At 55.9% G+C, this 22,867-nt stretch carries 21 protein-coding genes and 2 pseudogenes; 10 read left to right on the top strand and 13 right to left on the bottom strand.

The annotated features are described in order from the left end of the window. The first annotated feature begins 143 nt into the window (after positions 1-143). Positions 144-803 (top strand): DUF3782 domain-containing protein, encoded by a 660-nt coding sequence (locus tag HQL56_03625; protein MBF0308600.1) that lies wholly within the window; start codon positions 144-146, stop codon positions 801-803. 305 nt (positions 804-1,108) lie between these two features. Here the strand turns inward: HQL56_03625 and HQL56_03620 are convergent, their stop codons facing one another. The 11 genes from HQL56_03620 to HQL56_03570 all read right to left on the bottom strand — a co-directional run bounded on the left by HQL56_03620 (position 1,109) and on the right by HQL56_03570 (position 11,078). Next, a complete protein-coding gene (locus HQL56_03620) occupies positions 1,109-2,407 on the bottom strand; it encodes a hypothetical protein (GenBank protein MBF0308599.1) in 1,299 nt (432 codons plus the stop codon). A gap of 26 nt (positions 2,408-2,433) precedes the next feature. Beyond that, positions 2,434-3,294, bottom strand: coding sequence for a hypothetical protein (locus HQL56_03615; GenBank protein ID MBF0308598.1), 861 nt, complete (start codon positions 3,292-3,294; stop codon positions 2,434-2,436). Between the two features lie 25 nt (positions 3,295-3,319). Continuing rightward, positions 3,320-3,814 carry a hypothetical protein gene (locus tag HQL56_03610; GenBank protein ID MBF0308597.1) on the bottom strand — a complete coding sequence of 165 codons (495 nt, stop codon included), beginning with the start codon at positions 3,812-3,814 and terminating at the stop codon, positions 3,320-3,322. A 59-nt stretch (positions 3,815-3,873) separates the two neighbouring features. Then, entirely contained in the window at positions 3,874-4,266 is a 393-nt protein-coding gene (locus HQL56_03605; GenBank protein ID MBF0308596.1) for a hypothetical protein, read from the bottom strand. Positions 4,267-4,445: 179 nt separating this feature from the next. Continuing rightward, positions 4,446-5,693 carry a hypothetical protein gene (locus tag HQL56_03600; protein ID MBF0308595.1) on the bottom strand — a complete coding sequence of 416 codons (1,248 nt, stop codon included), beginning with the start codon at positions 5,691-5,693 and terminating at the stop codon, positions 4,446-4,448. 5 nt (positions 5,694-5,698) lie between these two features. Continuing rightward, positions 5,699-6,085 carry a hypothetical protein gene (locus tag HQL56_03595; GenBank protein MBF0308594.1) on the bottom strand — a complete coding sequence of 129 codons (387 nt, stop codon included), beginning with the start codon at positions 6,083-6,085 and terminating at the stop codon, positions 5,699-5,701. A 152-nt stretch (positions 6,086-6,237) separates the two neighbouring features. Continuing rightward, positions 6,238-7,614 (bottom strand): hypothetical protein, encoded by a 1,377-nt coding sequence (locus HQL56_03590; GenBank protein ID MBF0308593.1) that lies wholly within the window; start codon positions 7,612-7,614, stop codon positions 6,238-6,240. After that, entirely contained in the window at positions 7,611-8,168 is a 558-nt protein-coding gene (locus HQL56_03585) for a hypothetical protein (GenBank protein ID MBF0308592.1), read from the bottom strand. Before HQL56_03585 ends, HQL56_03590 begins: the two co-directional genes overlap by 4 nt. Positions 8,169-8,171: 3 nt before the next feature. Next, entirely contained in the window at positions 8,172-10,235 is a 2,064-nt protein-coding gene (locus HQL56_03580; GenBank protein ID MBF0308591.1) for a hypothetical protein, read from the bottom strand. Positions 10,236-10,281: 46 nt separating this feature from the next. Next, entirely contained in the window at positions 10,282-10,827 is a 546-nt protein-coding gene (locus HQL56_03575; protein ID MBF0308590.1) for a lytic transglycosylase domain-containing protein, read from the bottom strand. Next, complete coding sequence (locus HQL56_03570; GenBank protein ID MBF0308589.1) at positions 10,824-11,078, bottom strand: hypothetical protein; 255 nt, start codon at positions 11,076-11,078, stop codon at positions 10,824-10,826. Before HQL56_03570 ends, HQL56_03575 begins: the two co-directional genes overlap by 4 nt. 185 nt (positions 11,079-11,263) lie before the next feature. On the opposite strand from HQL56_03570, the gene HQL56_03565 reads away from it, so the two are divergent. From HQL56_03565 to HQL56_03540, 6 genes are all read left to right on the top strand, one after another. Then, complete coding sequence (locus tag HQL56_03565; protein ID MBF0308588.1) at positions 11,264-11,566, top strand: hypothetical protein; 303 nt, start codon at positions 11,264-11,266, stop codon at positions 11,564-11,566. 401 nt (positions 11,567-11,967) lie between these two features. Beyond that, a complete protein-coding gene (locus HQL56_03560) occupies positions 11,968-12,765 on the top strand; it encodes a hypothetical protein (GenBank protein MBF0308587.1) in 798 nt (265 codons plus the stop codon). Between the two features lie 87 nt (positions 12,766-12,852). Beyond that, entirely contained in the window at positions 12,853-14,193 is a 1,341-nt protein-coding gene (hisS, locus tag HQL56_03555) for a histidine--tRNA ligase (protein ID MBF0308586.1), read from the top strand. Positions 14,194-14,396: 203 nt separating this feature from the next. Beyond that, positions 14,397-15,083, top strand: a complete 687-nt coding sequence (locus HQL56_03550) for a M50 family metallopeptidase (GenBank protein ID MBF0308585.1) — start codon at positions 14,397-14,399, stop codon at positions 15,081-15,083. Between the two features lie 428 nt (positions 15,084-15,511). Further along, positions 15,512-16,297: a DUF3489 domain-containing protein gene (locus HQL56_03545; protein ID MBF0308584.1), complete on the top strand. Its 786-nt coding sequence runs from the start codon at positions 15,512-15,514 to the stop codon at positions 16,295-16,297. Positions 16,298-16,353: 56 nt separating this feature from the next. Beyond that, positions 16,354-16,560, top strand: coding sequence for a hypothetical protein (locus HQL56_03540; protein ID MBF0308583.1), 207 nt, complete (start codon positions 16,354-16,356; stop codon positions 16,558-16,560). A gap of 771 nt (positions 16,561-17,331) precedes the next feature. Here the strand turns inward: HQL56_03540 and HQL56_03535 are convergent. Further along, a complete protein-coding gene (locus HQL56_03535) occupies positions 17,332-18,723 on the bottom strand; it encodes a hypothetical protein (protein MBF0308582.1) in 1,392 nt (463 codons plus the stop codon). 1,053 nt (positions 18,724-19,776) lie between these two features. Here HQL56_03535 and HQL56_03530 point away from each other — a divergent pair. Together HQL56_03530 and HQL56_03525 are read left to right on the top strand one after the other, a co-directional pair. Next, on the top strand, positions 19,777-20,121 hold the full coding sequence (locus HQL56_03530) for an Arc family DNA-binding protein (GenBank protein MBF0308581.1): 345 nt from the start codon (positions 19,777-19,779) through the stop codon (positions 20,119-20,121). A gap of 325 nt (positions 20,122-20,446) precedes the next feature. After that, positions 20,447-21,005 (top strand): annotated as a pseudogene (locus tag HQL56_03525) (DUF3489 domain-containing protein). Between the two features lie 12 nt (positions 21,006-21,017). Here HQL56_03525 and HQL56_03520 read toward each other — a convergent pair. After that, entirely contained in the window at positions 21,018-21,608 is a 591-nt protein-coding gene (locus HQL56_03520; protein MBF0308580.1) for a site-specific integrase, read from the bottom strand. Between the two features lie 793 nt (positions 21,609-22,401). Between HQL56_03520 and HQL56_03515 the strand changes: the two are divergent. After that, positions 22,402-22,542 (top strand): annotated as a pseudogene (locus tag HQL56_03515) (transposase). Positions 22,543-22,867: the final 325 nt, after the last annotated feature.

Below are 22,867 nucleotides of genomic sequence, written 5' to 3'. Positions count from 1 at the left end.
TAGAACATTTTCTTTTTTTACTTTTTAAAAGATTAAATATTGAAAGTCAACGGAATTAAAATATATAACTGATTTGCTGCGGGATTTTTTTAGCTCTACTCATATTGGAAAGTAGATCCATTGTGCGATGCAGGAGAAATATCATGTCTCAGACCGTGACGTTCGACGATGTGTGGAAAATGTTCCAGGAGATGGTGCGCGAAAACCGGGAGCGCAACGCGGAGTTCGACCGCAAGCTCCAGGAACGCAGCGCAGAGTTCGACCGCAAGCTCCAGGAACGCAGCGCAGAGTTCGACCGCGAAAACCGGGAGCGCAGCGCGGAGTTCGATCGCAAGTTTCAGGAAACCGAACGTGTGGTCAAGGAGGTTTCCAAACAGGTCGGCGCCTTGGGCAGCCGCTGGGGGGAGTTCGTCGAGGGACTGGTGGCTCCGGCTTGTGAAAAACTCTTCCTGGAACGGGGCATTCCGGTTCACACCGTCAGCCAGAGAGTGCGCTGCAAACGGCCCGGCAATCGCCATATCGAAATCGACCTGCTGGTGGTCAACAGCGACGTCGTGGTGCTGGTGGAAGTGAAAAGCAAACTGAAACACGAGGACGTGCGCGACCATCTGGAGCGGCTGGCCCAGTTCAAAAGCTTTTTCCCCGAGTACGCCGACAAACAGGTCATGGGCGCGGTGGCAGGCATCACCATCGAGGAAAACGTGGACCGCTACGCCATGAACGAGGGACTCTTCGTCATCGTCCAGTCCGGCGAAAGCGTAAACCTGGCCAACAGCCCCGATTTCCAGCCACGCACCTGGTGAACCCACATCGTAACGATTCAGAACCCTGCACAGACCGTATCAACAGATGGAGTCGCAAAACGCGCTGCCAAGCGAGTATATAATTTTGATTTTGACTTTCAATATTTTATCTTTCAAGTATCAAAAAAAGGAAATGTTCTGTCCTTTGACTTTTTCATTTATCGTAACTATTCAGGCCCTTACACAGCGCGCATGATCGTGTCAACAGCGAAAGGAAACGTCCCAGGGCGCTGCCCTGGACCCGTCGGGGGGGATAATCCCCCCCGAACCCCCGTATACCTGAAAAGATACCCCATTCGCTTCAGTCAACGGCACGAACCGGAAACCGTCGCCAGCGGAAACGAACCCGCCACACGCCGTCCATCCACCACCGCCTCCTGCACCACCACCCGGTTGCCAACCAGCCGGTAACGCGCCTGGATGGAACGCGCCTGGCCCAGATCCCCCGCCACGCTGGCCAACTGCCCCAACAGAATGGCATCCAGGTGACGCGGAAAAACCCGTACCCCCCTGCCTTCCACCCCGTGGCGCGTGCGAATGCGCCGGATGAGCTGTTCTTCCTCCGCAGCGGCAGCCGTCGCCACGAAGCGAAAATAGACGCTGTGGCTCAACGGGTCGAAACGCCACGGCCTTCCCGGCGCGTCCGACTGCCGATACAGTCCCTTGTCCCCGGTTATGACTACCGTTTCCATACCCAGGCAACGAAACGCCCCGAACAACTTCTCCCGCTCCTCGCCATCCTCCGGCCAGGCAATCTCAATGCCCGGTCCCTTGCCCTTTTCCGCCTGCCGCATCACCGCACCACCCCGTTCCACGGCCTCCTGGCTGGATACAGGCGCTTCCGAACGGGCTTTCGACTCGGCCAATGCCTGCCGGATCACCTCTTCCTCTTTCTGCTTGCGTTGTTTGGCCTCCTGCTCCATTCGGTCCAGCAGCTTTTTCGTCTCTTCCCCGGAGGCCGGTTTGGGCTCCGTCTCGGCCAATGCCTGCCGGATCACCTCCTCCTCTTTCTGCTTGCGTTGTTTGGTCTCCCGTTCCAGTCGATCCAGCAGCTTTTGCGTCTCTTGCCGAGAGGAGGGCTCCTCCTTGACGGCAGGAGAGGGAGTCTCCTGCCGGAGGGGAGGTGACTCCTCTTTGGGAAACCGTGACGCCGCCTTCTCCGGCGCCGGTTTCACCACCGGTTTCGGCGTCTCCACCTTGGTCGGCGTCTCCACCTTGGTCGGCGTCTCCACCTTGGTCGGCGTCGGTTTGGAGGCTTTGGCAACCTCCCTGATTGCCTTTTGCGGAGGTGGAAACTTTGCCGGGGGTGAGGCCACCTTGGGTGGAGGCTCCGCTGCTTTCGCCGCAGGGGGCGCCACCTGCGGCAGGGGCGCCTCCGCTTTGGGCGGTGTTATCGGAACCGGCGGCAACAGCTTTGCCTCCTCGACCACCGCTGCCGTTGGTTTTGGCGGCGGCAGTTGCACCATCTGCACCATCATGGGTGGCGCGGGAGGTGGTGGAGTCGGGATCGGGGCCAGACTCTCCCACCCCAGGTGGAGCAGAATCGCCCCCGCCACCAGGATCGTGCCCACCTGCGGTGCCACGGAACGGGAGGAAGGGCTCATGATCGTTGCCTCCCTTTCAGCCGGGGTCAGTTGTTGTCGAGAAAAGCGTTGGTCATTCCAGCGGTGTCGTTATCATCCATCTGTTCGTTGCCAGCCCGACCGCCACCCATCTCCTCCTTGAGCCCTCGCGCATCCAGAGCCAGCTTCTGCGCCATCAGGCCCAGCAACTCCTGCTCCAGCTGCGCCAGTTGCCGCTCCCCCTGAGCCTCCACCGCCTGGGCCGTCAACCATTCCGCCTTGGTCAGAGGCGTACCCCCCTCGATGCTGGAACGATTCTGCGGATGGGCCGCAATGGCCGCAGTCAGCTGATTCATCGACCTGGAAATCTGCGCCGACTGCATCGAATACCTGGTTTGCCGCACCCCGCCATCCACGAAAACCGCCTTTTCCACCGCCAGCGAGTTTCCGGACATGCGCTCCGCAGCCGCCTTCTGCAGACGAACCGTCTCCTGCTCCCGGGGAGTCAGAGCCCGGTCCAGCAAACGGACCCGATCCAGCAACTTCTCCAGCAAGGTCTCCTTGGCCTTGGCCCGCTCGACCTTGTAATTCACCACCTGCTGTTGCAGACCGATCAGCTCTTTCTGAACCGCCAGACGGCGAAATACCAGCTCCTGGCGGTTGCCGTCGTTTCGGGCCAAGCCGATGCTCTTGTTGAGCCGCCCCAGCTCAGCCATTTTTTCCTTCACCTGGACTTCCGCGTCCGCCATGGACGTGGCCAGATCCGAACCCCGCCAGGAGTCCTTCAAAGCCTGGTTCAGAGAATCCACCGACATCTGCACCAGCCGGTCCGAGATGGGCAAATCCCAACCCCCGCTTTGGGCCGGAGCGGCATAGGCCACCGTCAGGGACAACAAGGGAACGATCAGCAACCGGGAAACAGTCTTCATGGGAGTTCTCCTCGTCGTTCGATGATCAGTGGCTCAACCAGTAGATATTGCGCCGGAGTTCCAGCTTGGCCTGCTCGCAGGCGTTGGATACGCGCAGATTCGCACTCTCCCGCCCCGGCAGGGCTTTGAGGGTGTCGAGGAGAGAACACCTCTCTTCACCCAGATGCAGATCCTTGCCACGGAAACGTCCTTCGAACCCCTCCCGCACCCGGTTGGCCTCCTTCCAATCCCCCCCGCGGGCATAATCCAGTATGGCCAGCCCCATGGCCTTCATGCGCTCCTCCTCGGAGGCTCCCTCATAGGTATCGCCGGAGCAGTTCTCATAGCGCCGCGCCGCCGAAAGACACTTGCCGGGGCTGTCGTGGAGCTGGCATTGCTGGTCCATCTCCCGGGCCTCGTTGAGGCAGCGGGTGAAATTGCCGTATTCCGGGCTCGGTGTCGTGGTGGCGCAGCCCGCCGTCAACACGGACAGCATCAACAATCCCAGAGCGTGGCGGCGAATGGTGCGGGTTGCGGTCATGGTCCAATCTCCTCTGGTCAATAGTCATCAATAAAGGCGCCCAGTCCGTCACCGCGGAACTAGAGGATCGTGTCGTTCTCATCGGACCCGGTCGGGCTCTTTTTCAATTTGGCCTGCATCATCAACACGTTCAGACGCTTGCCAACCCGTCTGGCACCCTCCATGTCGCCACTTTCGATATAATCCCTCAAACCCAGAAACAGCACCTCGATGCGGGCTTCCACGGTAACATTGGCGCGCATCCGGCCGCAGTTTTCAAACTGCCGGGCAGCGATGCGGCATTGCTCCGCATCCCCCGGAAAACGACACTTGACATGCACCGGTTTGGTCTCCTGCACACACCGGGAAAATCTTCCGCTGGCGGTTTCGGAGGTGGTGCTGCAACCGGCCAGAACCGCAGACAACATCAAGAACCCCATGGCGCGGCGTTGAAAGGTGGTGGAGGCGGTCATGAGCGTTCTCCCTGAATCTCATAAGTAAATGGGCTTTGTCAGAAGGGGAGGTGAAGGGGAAGAGGGTGATGTGAACGGGAAACCGTTCGCCTCACCCTGCCTGCCATCCCGATCCCCGGTCGGGATGGCAGGCTTTCCTCTCCTTCAATAAGATCAACGGAGAGACAGGGGCTTTTTTTCTAACGCCCCATGCGCTGCATGTAAAATTCGTTCATGTCGCTTTCCATCACCGAGAGAGCCTTCATCATGGCGGCCTTGTCCGACCGCTCTTCCCCGCGATCTGCGGAACTGGCAGCCAGCCTGCGGGGGCGAATCTCCGTGGTGGGCAGATCCTCGCTGAAAGCTCCGGGAGGCAGCCCTTCCAGGACCTCTTTGCGCCGGGTCGCCACATCGGAAGCAAGCCCGGAAGAGTCCGCCACCTTGATTTCGCTCGGCGCGGTCTCCTTGACCACCGGGGGCTTCTTCACCTCGGGTTGCTTGACCTGAATGGTCGGTTTTTTGGGTGCGTTCACGGGCTTTTGGGGAGCCGGTTGGCTGCGCAACGGTGGCGGAGCGGAAACCTCCTCTTCACTGGCCCGCACCGCAGCCGGATTGACCGGAGGATATCCCTTGCCGGACCGCGCCCCATTGTTGGCCCACTGGGCCGGTGCAGGGGGTGAACCTGCCTGTGGCAATGAAGCCGGCGGGGCAACCGGTGCTTGAGGCAACGGAGCCTGGGCCGTCACCGGAGATTGAGGCACAGGAGCCTGGGCCGCCGGCGTCGGTTGGGGGGGAGGAGGGGGAATCTGGGCCACCACCGGCAGCGGAATCGACTGGACCGGGGGTGGTGGAGCCTGGGCCGTGACTGGAGGGGCTGCGGGTCCAGCCTGAATCGGAGGAGCAGGCGCCACCGCCGTCACCGGCTTGGGCGGGGGTTCCCGTTCCATCCGGGGCATGCTGCCGGTGGCAGCCAGAAGTTTGAGCTCCTGCACCGGTCCCTGCACCGCCTTCATGACCCGTTCCTCGATGCCACTGGCCATCTTCTTATTGTCGGACATGACCCTCTCCAGGGAAGAGTGCATGGCCTCCTGCTGGATGAAGCTCAGATAGAGAAAAGCCAGCAGCACCGCGCTGAAAAACAGGATATTCTTGCTCATCGTTCCATCCTCCGAGGGTTTTTCATAAGGCGTAACCGGAACCATGCCCGTCGATTCGACATCGAAGACCGGTTCGGTACGGCGCATGGCGTTGCGCAGGCGTTTGCGGCGGATCAGCTCGACCGTGGCGCCGAGAAGCAGACTCCCCGCTCCAAGGGCCATCCACAGGCGCGCCGAGCCTCCGTCCTTCACCAGGGAGGGGGCCGCGAGCAGAATTCCTCCTCCGGCCACCACTCCCGTCAATACCAATCCCCGCCAGCCAAATCCCATGATCTGTTCGCGAATGTTCATCTCTCTTACCTCCAGGCCTTGCGGCTATCCAAAACGGCTTCCGTGGTCAGCCCCATGCGGGAGAACCAGTAGGTGCATAGGGGCTGGTTGGCCTCCCGACTGGCATGAACGATAAAGCTGGTGTCGTAGTCCTTGAAGACCTCGTGCAGCTTGGGATCTTCCCGAGTCCCCAGTTCGCTGTCGTTCACCAGCATCTGGGAGGCGTTGAGGGTGGTGGGCATGAGGACCGCCAGCTTCTGCGCCCGCAGCTCGGGGGAGAGGTTGGCGTCACGGCAGACCGAGAGCAGACTGGCCCTGGAGCGTTCGAAGGTCTCCAGGGTGCCCGCCTGCAACGGCGCGGCAACCGAGGTCAGCAGGGCCAGAGCGGCAAGGGTGTTGCGCAGGGGCTTCATGGGGCATCTCCTTTTCGGACAGTTGGGCAAGTAAAGGGAAGCCGCCTGGGCCGGGGTGAACGGCAACCGCGCACCCCGACCCGCCGGGAGGAGCCTGACGGCATCCTCCTGTGGCTGGCTTCAAGAATCACTACTGCGAAATGGAGGAGGTTTTACCGGGGCGTAACAGGCTGGAAGGAAAATTTTCGTGTAAAAACGGCCTTCTTGACACAATACGGAAGGTCTTTCCCTTGGAGAAGGGCTTCCCTGATAGCCTCCGGATTGTCCATGGGGAACGGAGAATGGATGAAATGGAAGGCGTATTCCCCATCTTGAGCAAAAAATTCCTGATCCGGATCGCCATCATCGTCCCGGGGACGGGTATTGATCAACCACGTTCCATGGGATGAGGTTTTGGAATAGACAATCTTTGAGCCTGATTCTGAGGTAACAGTCAATGCCATATATTTCGGAATACTTTTCCCATTCCCGGATGCCGCAATCTTTAGCCAACAAAGAGATTCCAGAGGGATAGTTGAAGAAGCTGTATCCTGCAAGAATTCCTGCGTCTGGTCATATTTGTTTGTCGTCAGCCTCTCTTCTACAGGACACAGCCCGTCTGTTTTGGCGGAATACCTGTCCATCTGGAGAATAATCAGTCGGTTATCCCGAAAACAATCCCAAACCGGAGGGAGATCAAACAACACCCAAATAAAAGAACCAACCGTAATAATTGGAGCAGCTATAACCAAAAGGATATGCCACCATTTTTCCGTTATCCACTTTTTGAAACGTTGTATCCATCCAGACGATTTTTCTGACTTGTCGTGAATCGAGATATTGTTTCCATTATCGACTGACGAATCAAGCTCGGACAAGAAACTGACATATTTAATCTGATTTTTGGTAATGTTGTGTGTTCTAAAAAATGCATTATCCTGCGCTTCGACAGTGTTCTTTGAGACTTCTGGAAAAAAGAGGGTGAAGGGGATTCCAAGGTCCATAAATTTTCGGAACAGATGGATACTATTTGCAATTTTTTCTTTTTCCAGATCAACCGATTCAACTTTGTATCTTCCATCATCATAAAGCACCTTTCCCGTCAACCACCACACTTGAAGAAGCTCTTGTTTTCCATTTGCTTCTCCAGAGGTGGGCCCGTCAACAGCAACACGCCCGAGATGACGCATCAGGGACTCGTTATCCGAATATCGCAACAATCTTTTCTTGGAATACAACAAGTGAGCAACCGCCACTCCAAGCTGCCAGCTCTCTCCATTCTCAATATTTCCGGACAAGGTCAGCTTGTAGGAATCTGAATGACCGACCAGTTTGTCGATGATGCTGTGCGGTCCGTTACAGAACAGGGCATAGGCTTCGTTGACATCGACCTTGCTCCTGATGTCATGCCCCAACTCCCTAGACAGCACGAGCATGGACCTGTCACTGCCATCCGCGTTCTTCATTCTTTGGCCGGACGAAAGGTCCATCACCAGGGACGGACCTTTCGAGGTGGCGATGCAAACCAGGATCCTGGGCAATCCGTTCATTGGGGTTTCATCTCCGTTCGCGGATCCAGCAGGCTGGAAATGACCGGACTTCCGGCCTCCACTTCGCCATGATATTGCCCCTCGCCGACGCGCTGCAGTGGAATCTCCACGGCACCCGTCCCTTCCGGCAGGAGCAGAAGATCGAGGCTTTCCCGGTTGCCTCCCGGATAGCTCACCTCGATGTACACCTCTGCCTTGTCCCCCAGGACAAGGCGCAGACGACTTCGCGTACCCAGGTCGCGCTCCCACTCCCCGGCCAGGCGAAACGCTCTTTCGGTGTCGGTTCCGGCAGCAGCCAGGGTGTTGCCGTATTCCTGCCCCTCCTGGATACTCAAATCCCGGAACCATGTCCTGTACGGTTCCCGCGATAAAAGGGCCAGCTTTTCCGGAGGGAGAGAATACTCTCCCCGATACTTGACCAGACTGTCAACCTCGCTCCAGGACAAGCATCGGTTTGCCGTGGCAACACGTTCCTGCCGCTTCTCCAGGCGGGTCCAGCGCTCGATCACCTTGTTCTGAAACCGTTCTTCCCAGTTTTCCAGGGGCTTGTTCATCCTTCAACACTCCGCTTTGTTGGGATAGAGTTTGGCAAGATGTTCCCGGAACATCTCCATGTCTTCCTTGTATTGCTCATCATTACGAAGAGACAGTCCCAGTTTTGTGTTGAATTGAGCAATTTTTCTCACCAACTCCGCCATCAAATCGCCCCCACGGCGATGTCCTTCCCTCAGGCAGGAATTTTCCTCCATAAGACGTTTTTTCGGGGGAAATCCTTCCCGGAAGCCGTTGCTCTCATACGCCTTGGGCAGTTGTACCGTTGCGAAATTTTTTATTGTTCCGGACTGGATGGTGTCGTAGGCTTCAACCACCAGGGGACGCAAAGCGGGTACGATATGGCTGTTCAGCATGGTACTGATCAACGTCTTGAAGAGCGCAATGCTGTCCCATCGGGCTTCATCCGAAATGCAGGTCTCAAATCCCCGATGGGCGGTTGCCATCACATCAACGAGAAAGCCCAGCCGCCCCTCCGGCAATGGAAAGGTCTCTTCCACAAAGCCCAAAATGGCCGCCTGCCTGGCTTTTTCCAGCGCCTCCTGCCGTTCATTCCAAAGATCGGTTGCCATGGCTCCCCGCTGTCTGTTCAGCTTGTCCTGTTCTTCCTGACAGGCGTTGATGATGGCGGCAAAGCGACCAACCCGCTCATCCGACAGATCGATGGGACGGGCTTCTTTCCATAAACGGTCGAAGGTAGCTGATTTGCGCAACAGGTCGATGAAGGAGGCCTGTCTGCCCAGTTGACTGAACAAACGCAGACCTTCCACCTCTCCATGACAAAGAAGGTAGTGCAGGATGGCGTGCAGGGTTGTCTGGTGTTTGCTCTGTTTCTCTTTCCATTCCGCATGAACCAGAGCGTAGTTTGTTTCCGGAATCCGGTTGCAGCGGACCGTGCCTCGGCTGAGGGCATATTGCCAAGGGCCTACGGTCCGCGACCATGCTACCAATGTTGGGAAACGTTCCACCAAAGGGGTGTTGTCGAAAAGAATCTTTAAAAAGTCGGTCTCTGTGTCATGCGGCATGAAATATTTAATATCCCACTCGGCCCCGTGACTGGTCAGGCGGGCGAGAATCGTGTGGTTGTGCAGTTGTGAAGCCATCATGTCCGCCATCTGGTAGAGGATATCCTCATCTTCCTCCTTTTCCGGACATTTCAGCCATTCCAGATCGATCACTCCATCTTCCGCGTCGCTTCCAAGCGAAAAGGTCTTTTCGCGATTCCGCCAATCCCGCCACAGTTTCGAGACCGTGATGACCTTATTGAAAAGTTCCACAATGGTTGTGAACTGGATAAACCCCTTGTCGGAAGTTGCGCCATTTCGCTCCTTCAGCGACATCTCTTTCCAGAAAGCGACGATTTCCAATGGTTGCAAATCTTCGGCCTGAACAGTATCACCATATTTCTCTTTCAGCTCCTCTTTCCCCAAAATAAAATTCCGGATAGCTTCGCAGCGCCGGTACAGATGTTCCGGACTCTCCCCCATCGCCTCCCAGGCCGTGTAGCAGTCGGTGAGTTTCTCCTTCAAAATCCCCGCCAAACGTGAAACGGCCTGCCTGCCTTGTTCTCCACCCGGATCGTTCATCACCAGACTCGCAAGAAAATCCTGACCGTGCCCTTCGTCCATTTCGCACAGCAGTTCGGCGAAGAGGTTCAAATAGGGCATCCGGTTGAAATAGATCGTCCAGGATTGTTTCCCTGTGCGGAGGAAGAGAACCTCCTTGCCCGGCCCGCCACTTTCAATGTGGAGTGACTGCCCATTCCAGGAAATGCCCTTCGAAGCGTTGGCAAACCGTTCGAGAAAGGCCTTTTTCTGGACAGACTGTCGGCAATCGAGAACAACATCCCTTACCTTTTGCCAATCATCGGTCTGCAACGAGATACCCATGGCGTGGACAAAATAAGCCACTTCCGTCAGGCGATCATGATACTGGCGCTTATAAAATAAATCCCCCTCCAGGGTGTCCGCCACCTTTTCATGGTATTTCAGGTGACCAAAACGATCCACCATGATGGTTTCAACGCGCCTGAATATCTCCAGAAGTGTTTCATTGCTCACATCGGCCACCTTCCTGCCTTCCTTGCTGTAGTGCAAATTCCAAGGCCACCGCGCCTCACCGACTGGCCATCAGCACCTCTTCCTTCACACCATGTTTGCGCAAGTGGTCATCATAACGCCTTTTCAAACCCTGCACCATGTCCACATAAGAACGAGTCGCCGGGATCACCCGCAGGTTGCCCCGGCTCGTAACAACCGAAGAGCCGCCATTGTAATGACTCAGGGCGATATCAACCCGCCCGTCATAGGTTTCGATCAGCCGCTTCAGAAAGTGCACCCCAACCCGAATGTTGATCAGCGGATTGCGCAAGTCCCGAGGTTGCAGTCCGTACTCGGCCCGTCCGGTGGCGGGCATGATCTGCATCACGCCAATGGCCCCGACATTGCTGCGCGCTTCCGGATTGAAATAGGACTCCACATGGGCCACCGCCAACGCCAGGGAGATGGGCAAACCCATGCGACGTGCCTCCCGGGCCACCATGGCCTTGATCTCGTGACGTTGCCAGGTGCGCTCCTTTTCCGCCATGGCCGTCGTCGGAATGGATATCTGAAGAATCAGCAGGCAAGACACCCATCGCCAAAACCGCGCGAAGTTATTCATGACCGTTTCTCCTCGCTAATGGCCAACCATAACGGCAACAGCACCACCACTCGGGCCTTTCGAGCTTCCGACAGGATGATCGGGCGGGATTGGCCCGGAACATTGCCTGCCGGCGCGACGTCCCTCCTCGGCTCAATGCACTCTTCGTGAATCACCTCCAGCATCAGCCACCACAGGGCCAGAAAGGCCAGCACCCACAACACAATTTCCACATTCAAATCGGCATCACGGCAATCCTGGTCCGTTTTCATGGCCATTTCCCCGTATCGATCAGCAATGAAGGGAAGAAGGAAAACGCTGATTTCCTTCCTTGCCTTCACCAACGCAGAAGTGACCCGAAAAAATAATCTGCCCTCTTCTTCGTTGGCATATGGGACAGCCCGGCAAGCACGCGCTCGTCGTTGCGCGGTCAACCCGAAGCCAAAGGAGACGTGACATGAATCAGCATTTGGATGACCGACTTTCCTTCCTTGACGATGGAGACCACGACGGCGCGCTCGACGCGGAAAACAGCCGCTGGTCGATGAGTCCCTTCAACCAGGAACGGAGCGCAGCAGAAGGGCCTGACTATTCATGCTTTCTGGATATCGGGACCACCCCCGGAAAAGGGGGTCGGGAATTGACCCTGGTTGTCACGCCGATACGACCTCCGGTGATGCCGGAAGTCCACTTTCAGATCGATCCAGGGATTGCCTGTTGGTTGAACTGTTACGCGGGCACCCTGTATTCAGCACCCTGAGCTGATCATGGAGACTATCGATGATCCTCGACATGGAGTTGGTTCAGTGGGTGAAGACAGCCAACGGTGAGGTCTTGGAAATAGACTTTGCTTCCCGGTTCAATTTTCGCCTGCGGCTGGAAGAGTGGCCTTGGAAAACAGAGGGATGTCCCGTTTCCTCTTCGAGAGAAGGGGGAACATGGGAACCCTGTGTCGATCCTGAAATTCCTCTTTTCCGCCCGGCCGGGGATTACCCGGAAGCCCATGCCATGCATGCCTTTCTCGGGCGGTTTTCCACCTCTTTATCCGATAGCCAAAACCGCTCCCGAAAATAATGAAGATCTTTCTTCGTTGGAGTATGTGAGAACCCGGCAGCCAACTGCTTCTTCATGGCGGCACCAACCGAAGCAAGGAGAACAGACATGAACCAGCATCAGAATGGCCACGATCATCATCACGAAGAACACCACGATAGCGAGAGAGACGGGCATGAAGTCACCCTGGCGGCTCGCGGCGATTACGGAACGGTGGTAACGGAATTTCTGCATCGACATGCCCTGGTGGGCATCGTCGGATTCTCGGGCGGGGCCGACGATAAACTGCCGGGTCTGCCGGAGGGGGATCCCATCCAGGAAGAGTTCAAGGAATTTCGCAAACATCTGGAGGAACGCATTCTGCGGGACGCTCTCGGCACGTTGCGGGGCCATCATATCGCTGTCCTGACCGGCGGAACCCGTTTTGGAGTCCCCAATACGGCCACTCGTGTGGCCAAGGAAATGGGATTCAAAACCATCGGGGTCTATCCTCTGACGGGCCGCAAATACGCATTGGGAGGCGATCTTCTGGATCTGGGACTGTGTGTCGAGCCACTGATGGGCGAATCCCACTGGGGCGACGAGTGCCCGGTTTGGGTTTCATTGTGTCAGGGGGTGGTCGTGATCGGAGGTGGGGCTGGCACCCTTTCGGAGTGCGCCCATATCCAGAAGATCAACGAAGGCCTGGTCAAATACGGACGAACCCCGAAGATCATCGTACCCATCCACGGTACCGGGGGGGTGGCAGATGTCCTCCCTCATATCTGGACCAAGCCCGAAATCAAACGGGTGAGTATGCCCTCCGATCGGGTTCACACCGGTTCGGAAGCCGCCTTTTTACTGATGGAGCGGTTGGGGTTGCACCGTCACAACCATTCCGAGGATGGCATTCACTGCCACGACTGAGCTGGATCGAAGGCACCAACTATCCAGGACGGGAGAGGTTCTCCTCTCCCGCCTGAAAGCGATCACGTGAGGAAGAGGAGAACGACCATGGACTGCGGCATCATCAAACCCACCCCCATTTCCGGCTTTCCCGAGTTTCTTCCCGCCGAAGAGATTCTTTTTCAGAAAATGCGCGACGAGATCCGGCAAGGCTACGAGAGCTTCGGTTTCATCCCCATCGAAACCCCGGCGGTGGAACTGGCTCAAACCCTCACCGCCAAGGGAGCGGACCACGAGATCTATGCCCTGCGCCGCCTTTCTGCCGTATCGGGAGACGAGGAGACCAAGAATCTGGCACTCCATTTCGACCTTACCGTGCCGTTGGCTCGCTACGTGGCGCAATATTACGGGCAACTCTCCTTTCCTTTCCGTCGCTACCAGATCCAGCCGGTATGGCGGGGAGAGCGGCCTCAGGCGGGGCGCTTCCGGCAATTTTATCAATGCGATATCGACACCATCGGCAATGGGGAACTCTCCCTGTACCACGACGCCGAAATGCCCGCCGTGATCGACCGGATCTTTACCCGGCTGAACATCGGCGTATTCACCATTCGCATCAACAATCGCAAGATTCTCCAGGGGCTTTTCGAGTCCATGGGGTTGGAGAACACCATCGAAGAGGCTTTGCGGATTATCGATCGCCTCGAAAAGGTGGGGATGGAGGAAACCGGCATAGGTCTGGCGGAGCTGGGGCTCGATATGGAGAAAGTCGGCCAGCTGATGGCCTTTTTCAACCAGAAACGAACCACGGAAGAGTGGTTTGCCTATTTCCGCTCTCTCGACCTGAACGATACCTTCGATCAGGGAGTTGAGGAGCTGTCCAAGGTGATCTCCCTGGTTCGGGTCATGGGGGTTCCGGAAGACCACTTCCAGGTCGATCCCACCATCGCCCGGGGCTTGAACTATTACACGGGTACGGTTTATGAAACCCGGCTGAACGATCATCCGGAGATCGGGAGCATATGCAGTGGGGGGCGCTACGAAAACCTGGCCAGCCATTTCACCGAGCGGAAGCTGCCGGGAGTGGGGATATCCATCGGTCTGACCCGGCTGTTCACCAGTCTGCTGAAAGCGGGGGTGATTCGTCCCGGCACGGTGGCCACCGCTTCGGTGCTGGTGACCATGCAGAATCCCTCTCGGGCGACTGACTACCTGGCCCTTGGTGCTGAACTCCGGCGCAATGGCTTCAAGACGGAGGTTTTTCTGGAGGAAAAGCGATTGGGTGACCAATTGCGTTACGCTTCCCGCAATGGCTTCCGCTTCGCGATTATCATCGGTGACACGGAATTCACCTACGAAACGGTCATCGTCAAGGAGCTCGCTTCTGGAACTCAGCATGTCCTGAAGCGTCGGGATGTCGGTGACTTTCTGTACAATTCCTTGAAGTAATGAGCATGACAGGGGAGGATTCTTAACATTCTCCTGTAATATCAGCAAGGCCTACCCTGACGGGTATTAATGTTCAGATGAGCGAAGAGATCAATCTGTCCTGACAGGGGGTATTCCCGACTTGATAAATCGGGAATACCCCCTGCAATACTGGCCGAACCCACTTGAAATGGAATAGCAGGCTTTTCTCAAGGGGGAAGATAATGAAAATACGTTTAACTATGCGGCAGCTCCCTCTTGCGAATACCGCTCCAGAAGGTTATTCAGAAATCTATTTTGCCTTTCTGTTGCTTTCCTTCCTCATCTTGGGGTTAATGACAATGCCTGTCACCATTTATTGGGAACGTCTGGCACCCTATTTCGCAACAGGAGGTCTCTTTTCGATCATTTACCTGAAATGGCTCAAGAGCAAAATAATCTTCTGGGAGACATTCTTTCATGAGCTGACGCATGCCTTCTTTGCTATCCTCTTGTTTCGCAAAATCAGCCGGTTCGTTGTAACACATGATCAAGGCGGGCTTGTTACCTATTATGGGGAAAGAAACTGGTTAATCACCCTCTCCCCATACTTTTTTCCAATCCACACAATCTTTTTGATCCTGCTTACTGTATTAAATAATGATGGAGAGCGTCAAAGCTATTTTTGCCACTCTGTCGGAGTAAGTTATGCTTGGTTTTTGTTGGCGACCTTGCGGCAATTTTCGTTCAAACAGACTGACATCCTTCACCAGGGGCGAATCTTTTCCGCGATTGTTGTGATTTCCAGTAACATTCTTATCTGCCTGAGCGTTTTGCTATTTCTCCAAGGAAACTTGAAAGATATATTCGGCCTTGCTGGTAAATTGTTAATAGAATTGTATTCTTTGGTGGTGTCGACATATTTCTACTAAAGGCATTTATGGGGTCCAAGAACGTAACCTGCAAATCAAGCTTGTTATAACGCAATCTCAGGGCAAGAAATACCCTGTTGCGCGGCAGTTTATTCGCCTCCCTTCTGGAAGAGTGCGCGGCATTTCGGCAAAGTCTGGCAGCGTGTTGCCGTGTGGTGAAATGCAGCTCCATGCGAATCGCTTCCCCCCAAGTTTTGCCGCCCTGGGCCCGGCCAGTGTCCACCTTGCCGTCCACCAACCGGACGAGGGCTTTGCTCACCAGCTTGCTGACGGGGGAATCCCTGCCGTCGCACCCACTCCGACTGGCTGATCAGTATGGTCGTTCCGTTCAGAAAAAGTTGCTCAAAATAATATAATTGCGCTTGATCGTGGGGCGAATGAGTGGCTTTATGGAGCCATTATAACGCAACACATCAGGAGGCAAAACAATGAATGAACTGACCACCACACAAAAGAGCATCCTTGAAGCCGCTGCAGCTCGTTCGAACGGTTCGATCCACCCCCTGCCGGAGAATGTTCGGGGCGGGGCCGCCAAGAAGGTGATTGATTCTCTGCACCGGCAGGGGCTGATCGAGGGAGATGGCACCGACACCTGGCGACTCAGCGAAGAGGGCTACCGCGCCATTGCCACGAAGGTGACCAGCGGAATAACGGAATCCGGCGAGCTGATTTGCCCCGCCATCCTGGTCCACGAGGTGAACACCCCGCCCGAAGGGATCATCGAAGGCCTGCCCCCGCTCGTCTTGAACTGCCCGGACGAGGATGAAGCCACCGGGGACTTCTCCGAAACCCCCATCCAGAACCCTCTCGAAAGCAGCGATGATTGGATGCACGAAGTGGATCAGGACTTCCTGGCCATCGCCAAAAAGCATTTCGCCAACATCAGCCGGGAGAGCTGGCCCGCCATCCGCAACACCATCGAGGAGGCCTACGCCCTCGGATACGAGCAGGCCAAGGTCAAACCGAAGCGGGAAAGCAAAAGTGGCCGGGGAGATTCCAAACAGGCCAAGGTGATCGCGTTGATGAAACGCCCGGAAGGAGCCACCCTGGCCCAGATTGCCGAGGCAACGGGATGGAATTCCAACACCATTCGGGGATTTATCTCCACCGCCAAGAAAAAGCTGGGCATGGAGATCACCACCCAACGCACCCGGACGGCGGGCCCCAACCAACAAGGCTCTCCGGGGGCGTTTTCGACCTACTGCGCCTCTTGACCCAAACCATGCCGACCTGGAATCGGAGCGGCAACAAAGTTGGAAAGGATCGAAGCATGCGCCCCTACGGCATCAAACGGAAGGATTTTGGCTGCTGCCCTGGTCATGACAAGTTTCCCCGAGTGATCAACCCCACCCGGGGCAGCCATCGGAAACATGCCAAAGAGACCAAGATGGTCCACCGCATTGCCCGCGCCCGTATCAGGACGGCCATCTTCCGATTTCGCGAAGGTCGGGAGGATGTCTTCTTCGATGGGGTCTGATGAGCTTTCCTGCCAAGACAAGTCAGCAGATCTTCCTGGCGTCAAAATCTTGCGGAGGCTGTCAGGATGCTCTACTTTTGGGTGCAACCGCTCTGCAGTCAGGACGCCCATACCATGGATGGCATGGGAGGGAGCAAGAACATGGAAGGGAAGGCGGACACCCCAGACGAGTGATCGTCTGGGGTTTCTTCCTCAGGCAGTCTGCTGTAGCCCCCCCACGTTCGGCGGCAGCCTGCTCGAAGGTTTTGCCGCCGCTGCCCTCCAGATAGACAGTCTTGCCCGTGGCCCGGATGTACCGTTGCACGGCTACGTCCACGTAAACCGGCGAAATCTCCATGGTGCAAACCCGTCGCCCGGTCTGTTCCCCCACCATGATCTGGGAGCCGGAGCCGCTGAACGGCTCGCAGCAAAGCCCAGGATTTCTGCGCCCTCGGTCTGGAACTGCCTTTGACCAAGAAGACGCTGGAGGAGATCCTCGTCGCCGATTTCGAGGTGGACATCACCGCCGCTGAGGCTGCCCTGGCTGCGAGCAAGCCGCGCCGCAGCAGGGAGATGGTGGCCACCTCGTCGTTCGTCATGGCGTCCAGAGCCGCCCAATTGGTCACAGAACCAGGAGAAGTGTGCTTGCCCCTGGATGTGACAGGGGGACATGTCCGCTACTGGGGGATAGGGGGCGTTGGCCCAACGAGAGACAACCTGACAGTGTCTCTTGTCTCCATGCGAATCGCGCCCTCAGAGAATGGGGGGACGTGATTCAACATTCCCGGTGGGTCAGGCTGCAGCCCTCACATTCTGAGCCGGATCGTTCGCCTCGTTTTGACGCAGGATTACTTCTTCGGAGATTTCCGCTCCCCATACATCAAATCCTGTCCGTTCTTTCCGGGCGAACAAGTCGATACGGGGACCTTCACAAACCCGATTCACCAAATCGTAGAAGCACTGTGGCTTCTCTGAATGCTCCCCGCGATCAGCATCAAAACACACAAAAAACTCTTTGGTATCAAGGAATTTTGCATTTCCCTTTTTCCCGACCAGAATGAATTCCGCATTTCGGGTAGGACCTTCTGGCAATTTTGGGCCTCCATTTTTGCGCCAAACCATGAGCAGTTCGTATTTGAACCCCCACTGTTCCAGGATGTCGTAGGACTCTCTGAGCTTGCTGTCCAAAGTCCACAAAAAGAGCCAGCAGTTGTCATCAGCGATGTTTCTCGCATGAGGAAATTCTTGGATCTTCTCCATGGTCATTGTGTGATACTTCAATCCATTGATCGGCCACGGAGGATCGACGACAATGACCTTGTATTTTCCCTTTGGCGGAATCTCATTCTTTATTCTGTCTCTGATGATTTGTAGCCTACTTTGTGTATAGCGATGTTCCTTGACCGCTTTCCGTGGCGGATTGTTTTCGACCGTCATTGGAAACAACTCCTCCATGATAGTCATTACTAATTTCGCGGTGACCTTGTTGATGTCTGGTTGTTTATCGACGACATGTTTCCAAGCTCTTTTGGCATCTTCGTCGCTCAAATTAAACAGGGGACGCAACCGGGATTCCTTCATCTTTGAGAGGTCCAAGCTGAGCAGATCACAAAGCCTCGTTGCTTTCCTGATCCTCATCAGATAGGAAACGCTGAAAGTTGGAAATACGGCTTTGTAACATTCGGTCGCGCTCTTGTAGTTCAACGCAGCATAACCATTTCCATCATCAAGCCTGATGAGCAAACGGCCGATATCGAGAGTCCCTCTGTTTACTCTATCGACGATTGTGCGGGCCTCATCCGGGGTGAGAACGGTGCTCTCCCCGATTTGGGCCCCTTGAGAGTTGTTGCTTCCTTGAGTGTTTTCCTCGGTGATTTGGCTGTTTTCGTCGTTCTGAGTGTCTTGGAGACCGGCGGTGCTGGGAAGGACCGGATTCGTGTTTGCTCCTGTTCCCTCCGGGGCGGTCGCGGCGGTTTTCAAACCTTGCGCTTTTGCTCCATCATTCTTGCTGTCAGCCCATGCTGGTTCTTCTACCCTGGAGATACTTACTGGGCTGATTTCTATTTCCTCATCCTGTGGCACCCCGTTGTCGCAGGAGGAGGGAGACGTGGGATGGTTATCGCCGTCATGGTTCTCTTCGTCGTTGGCGGGATTGGCATTGCTCTTGAGCAGTTCCTTAATCATTTTACACCTCCTGGTGTACGATGTTCACCTGGGCAACATCCTGGCCCTCTGGCCATGACGTCAACTCGGCAATGTTTGAAGACAAAACTTCTCTTTCCCTGCGATCAAGGATCGTGGGCGGCTCGTCGTTCATGTGATCTTGTTGATTGCGAAGCCAAATTTCCTGAATCAGGCTTCGTCTTCAGCCGGGATTAATGCCTGTTCATGGTGCGCTCTCCGTTGTTTGGGAGAGGCGTGGGGAAGAAGTGTGGCATACCCGAAATACAGGTTGACTACCACCTGTTTTCATCGCATGCTGTCACCAACTTCCCTAAACCTCTCAAGAGGATGGGATGCGCCGTCACCCCATGGACCTGCCAAGATCGGGGGTGACGGCGAGGTCTTTCAGTCTGTTGGTAACCTCCTTTCCTTCAGTTTCAGGCGGGGAGAGCCAAATCAACCTGTTCAAGACTTCCCTGGGAGCGAGTGATGTACGTCAGTACTGACTTGTAATGAACTTCAAAGCAATCAGTGACGTCTAATCTATACTGCCTACTCACATGACGTCAATAGAAAAATTCACACACGCAATTATTTTTTGTTCGTCTGGGATGGATGTGTCGTAACTTATTCAATTTATTGATATTTCATCACATGAACCCCTCTCTTTCCTCCCTCGCATCCTCCTGTAGGTTCCCCGCTAGCGTCCTCACCCTTCCCCCGAGAGCGGTCCAAAGTGCCCGTTCCGCTGCCGAGATTCTTTTCCCAACGACGGCACCTTCCTCCCGTAGAGGTCATGCTTGCCGCATTTTCACCTTCGCAGCACCTTCTGCATATTGAGCGCGCGTGGTTTACTTCCCCTCTGTGTTCGAGCCTAATGGATACGAACGTCGCTGGCCTTCATGGATATGCCACTTGGTCCCAACGATATTCAGGTATCCATTGAGCCTGGCCGTAAACAGATGTATACTTTTCGTGTACTTCATCCTTGCCAGGAGCCCCCTCATGGTTAAAGACCCCAGCAGCACCAAGGACCTCGGCGCGGTCAAAGACCCCGGAAACTTTCCGCTGCGGATGTCCCGTGAGTTGAGAGAACTGATCGAGAAAGCGGCGAAGGGAAACGAGAGGACCCTGACTGCCGAGATCTGCGACAGGCTTGAAAAAAGCTTCAGCAACTCCGTAATCGAGTCCGATCTCAACGCCACCGTCCGTATCCTGATGGCCATGGCCAAGGAGATGAGACTTGACCCTGGCAAGGTGCTATCGGAGGCCGACGTCGTGGTCGTCACCGACGAGACTGAACGGAAGGTCGTCGAGCTGTTCCGAGGGGTGACCAATGATCCCCGGTCCAAACAAATGCTGTTCGAAATGGTCAAGACCGTGAGCGCCGGTCTCGCTTCTCAATCCGGCAAAGGGTAGCCCCGTGTTGCCAACGGCAACGCTGGTCTGAAATGCGTTTCAGCCACTCTGCTTTGCCCTCTTCGCGGGAACCAAAAGGGATCGTTGCCAGATGGCAACGGTCCTTTTTTTGGGTTATGGGTCGGGTGCAGGTGCTGGATGACTGCAGCGGAATTTCCAACACGTCTCGCTAAACTATAAAGTGGTCATAAGCCTGATTTGGAATCACCCCCTCAGACCCCATGACAAGCAGGAGCAGCCACCATGAGCAAAATGACCCAACCCAGGTGAGCATGCTCCAAGCCGCCGCCACTCCCCCGGATGGCGCGATCAAACGCCTGTCCGCTTGGTTGTTGGTAGGAGCAGTTTTGAAGGTGATCGGGGCCTTGCGGGGAAAGGGGGGGCCCGTGACACAGGAAACAACGGCTGGCGCATCGGCAAGGAGGCTGCCAGGCTACTGGCCTGGAATCGCCCGTTTGGCCTGCGGGGAGCACTTCTGCTGACGAGAGAATTCGGACGGCCATCGAGGACATCGTTGAGTGGCAGTTGGCCGCTCCCTGCGGGAACCAAACAGGCCCAGGTGATCGCGCTGCTGAAGCGACCTGAAGGAGCCACCACTGCTCAAGTCGCGGAACTGTCTGGCCGGCAGAACCATAACCGTCCGGGGCTTTCTGTCCATCGCCAAGAAGAAGCAGGGTCCGATCAACACCGTTGAACAGAGTCGCATGGCGGGGCTGAATTTGCAGGAGACGTCTGGTACCGGATCACCGAGTGGTGGTTGCATGTGGGGGGAGAAGTCCTCGACACATGGACCTTCGCCAGCAATACCGAGGGTCAAGGGGGTGGGGAGGACAACTCCTGACCGGCGGGGAATCCAGGGGAGCCGCGCTTCCGGAGAGAGATGAGAGCGGTCTCAATCAGACCAAGTCAACCACCTGACGCTTGGCCAGGAGGTTGACCTCAATATATCGTTGGGTGTTGGCCAGTGAACTATGACCAGCCAGCGACTGGACGTCCCGCAACGAGCCACCCACCTTGGATATCCCCTGTGCGGCACGGGTGATGAAGGTCCGCCGTCCAGAATGGGAACTGCACCCCACCATGCCGAGGGATCTGTACAGGTGATGGAACCAGACGGTCACCGAGTTGGCGGACATCCGGCTGTTCCGTTCCGAATAGATCACGTGCCAGTCGGTGCGGACCAGCTCCCTTCGCTCGTTCCATAGTTGCAGCACGGCCATTTTCAGGGATTTGTTCAGCGGCACCACCCGTCCGCCGTGCTTGCCCTTGCTCGCGGTGTTGGGTAGGTCGATCACATCGCCGATGGCACCGTCCGAGGTGAGGAGGTGCTCCCATTTCAGTTCGGCGATCTCTTTGGCCCGCAACCCGGCCTTGACGCTCAGCAGAAACATGACCCGGTTGCGCGTTGGATATCGGGTGTGAGCGAAGGAGTCCAGGATCACGGTTTCCTGCTTAGGGGCAAGCGTCTTCGCCTGTTTAGTGTTCATGACCAGCTCCATACTCCTAAGAGTTTGTCGAAATAGCGATACAATAATATGAGTTATCGTAAGAGTCAAATCGTATGCGTGGCGAACCCATTGAATTCGCGTGAGTCGTAAGAGTTTGGATGTTTCCTTAACACCAGGGTCTATTTCAGGCAAGCAATTGCACGGGTGACGAACCACCACCATCAATGGGTGAAACAGGATCGTCAGCAGGTGGGGAGATGGAACATGGCATAGCCGACGGCTTGCCAGTCTCAACGAAACGCTCTGGCAGCTCCGTTTTTTCTGACCCCTTTGCAACCGAACTTGGCGGGAGATGCGGTACGAACAAAGGTCAGCTTCAAGTGAAAGGAGATGGTCCCGCAACCCGATCCCATCGGGTTATTGATAATGGAAAGGGATATCCCCCACCATACCCGTTACAGCAGCATGAGCTTACGGAGCTGGAGAGATGCGCTTTGTGAAAATTCTTTAATGGGACAATGGGTTGTCGTTGGTGAGCTGGCGAAAGGAACAACGGTCAGCGACTTGAAGTTCGGGCGTTGCCAATTGGCAACGCCACGGCTTGCCTGCCTGTGGTCACTCCACAACAAGTGGTTGACGCCCTCATAGGGTGGCATATATGGCCTACGTTCACCTCCTGGGGGTGGGGGCAGGGGGCTGATGGATCGTGTTTCTGTCATCCCAATAATAGTGCCGCTACTGCGGCTATTTTATTTCAGACTCTGATGGAGGGGTAACACACCAACACCAGACGGCGTCTTATACCCCCGGTGCTGAAAATATCCTCCCGATTTTCTACCCTCAATCCTTGGAACGAGGGTGCCGTTCCTCCAGGGCGGTGATGCTGGCCATCGCCGAAATGTACGTGCACGGGGTCTCGACCCGGGATGCCGATAAGGTGATGGCCCAGTTTGGTCTGGAGAGTCTTTCCTCACACTGGAGGAAATCAGTATTCCGAGGATCTCCAAGGTTCCTCGTCCACCGACCCTGGAGTCCCTCATTATCTGATCCTACGCACTCCTGAGGATCTCCGGTCCTTGGAGTCCCTCATTATCTGATCCTACGCACTCCTGAGGATCTCCGGTCCTTGGAGTCCCTCATTATCTGATCCTACGCACTCCTGAGGATCTCCGGTCCTTGGAGTCCCTCATTATCTGATCCTACGCACTCCTGAGGATCTCCGGTCCTTGGAGTCCCTCATTATGATCTCCGGTCCTTGGAGTCCCTCATTATGATCTCCGGTCCTTGGAGTCCCTCAT

The organism is Magnetococcales bacterium, from assembly GCA_015231925.1.
Lineage (GTDB): Bacteria > Pseudomonadota > Magnetococcia > Magnetococcales > JADGAQ01 > JADGAQ01.
Note: the sequence above shows the minus strand (reverse complement) of the source record. Positions and strands in the feature narration are given on the sequence as shown.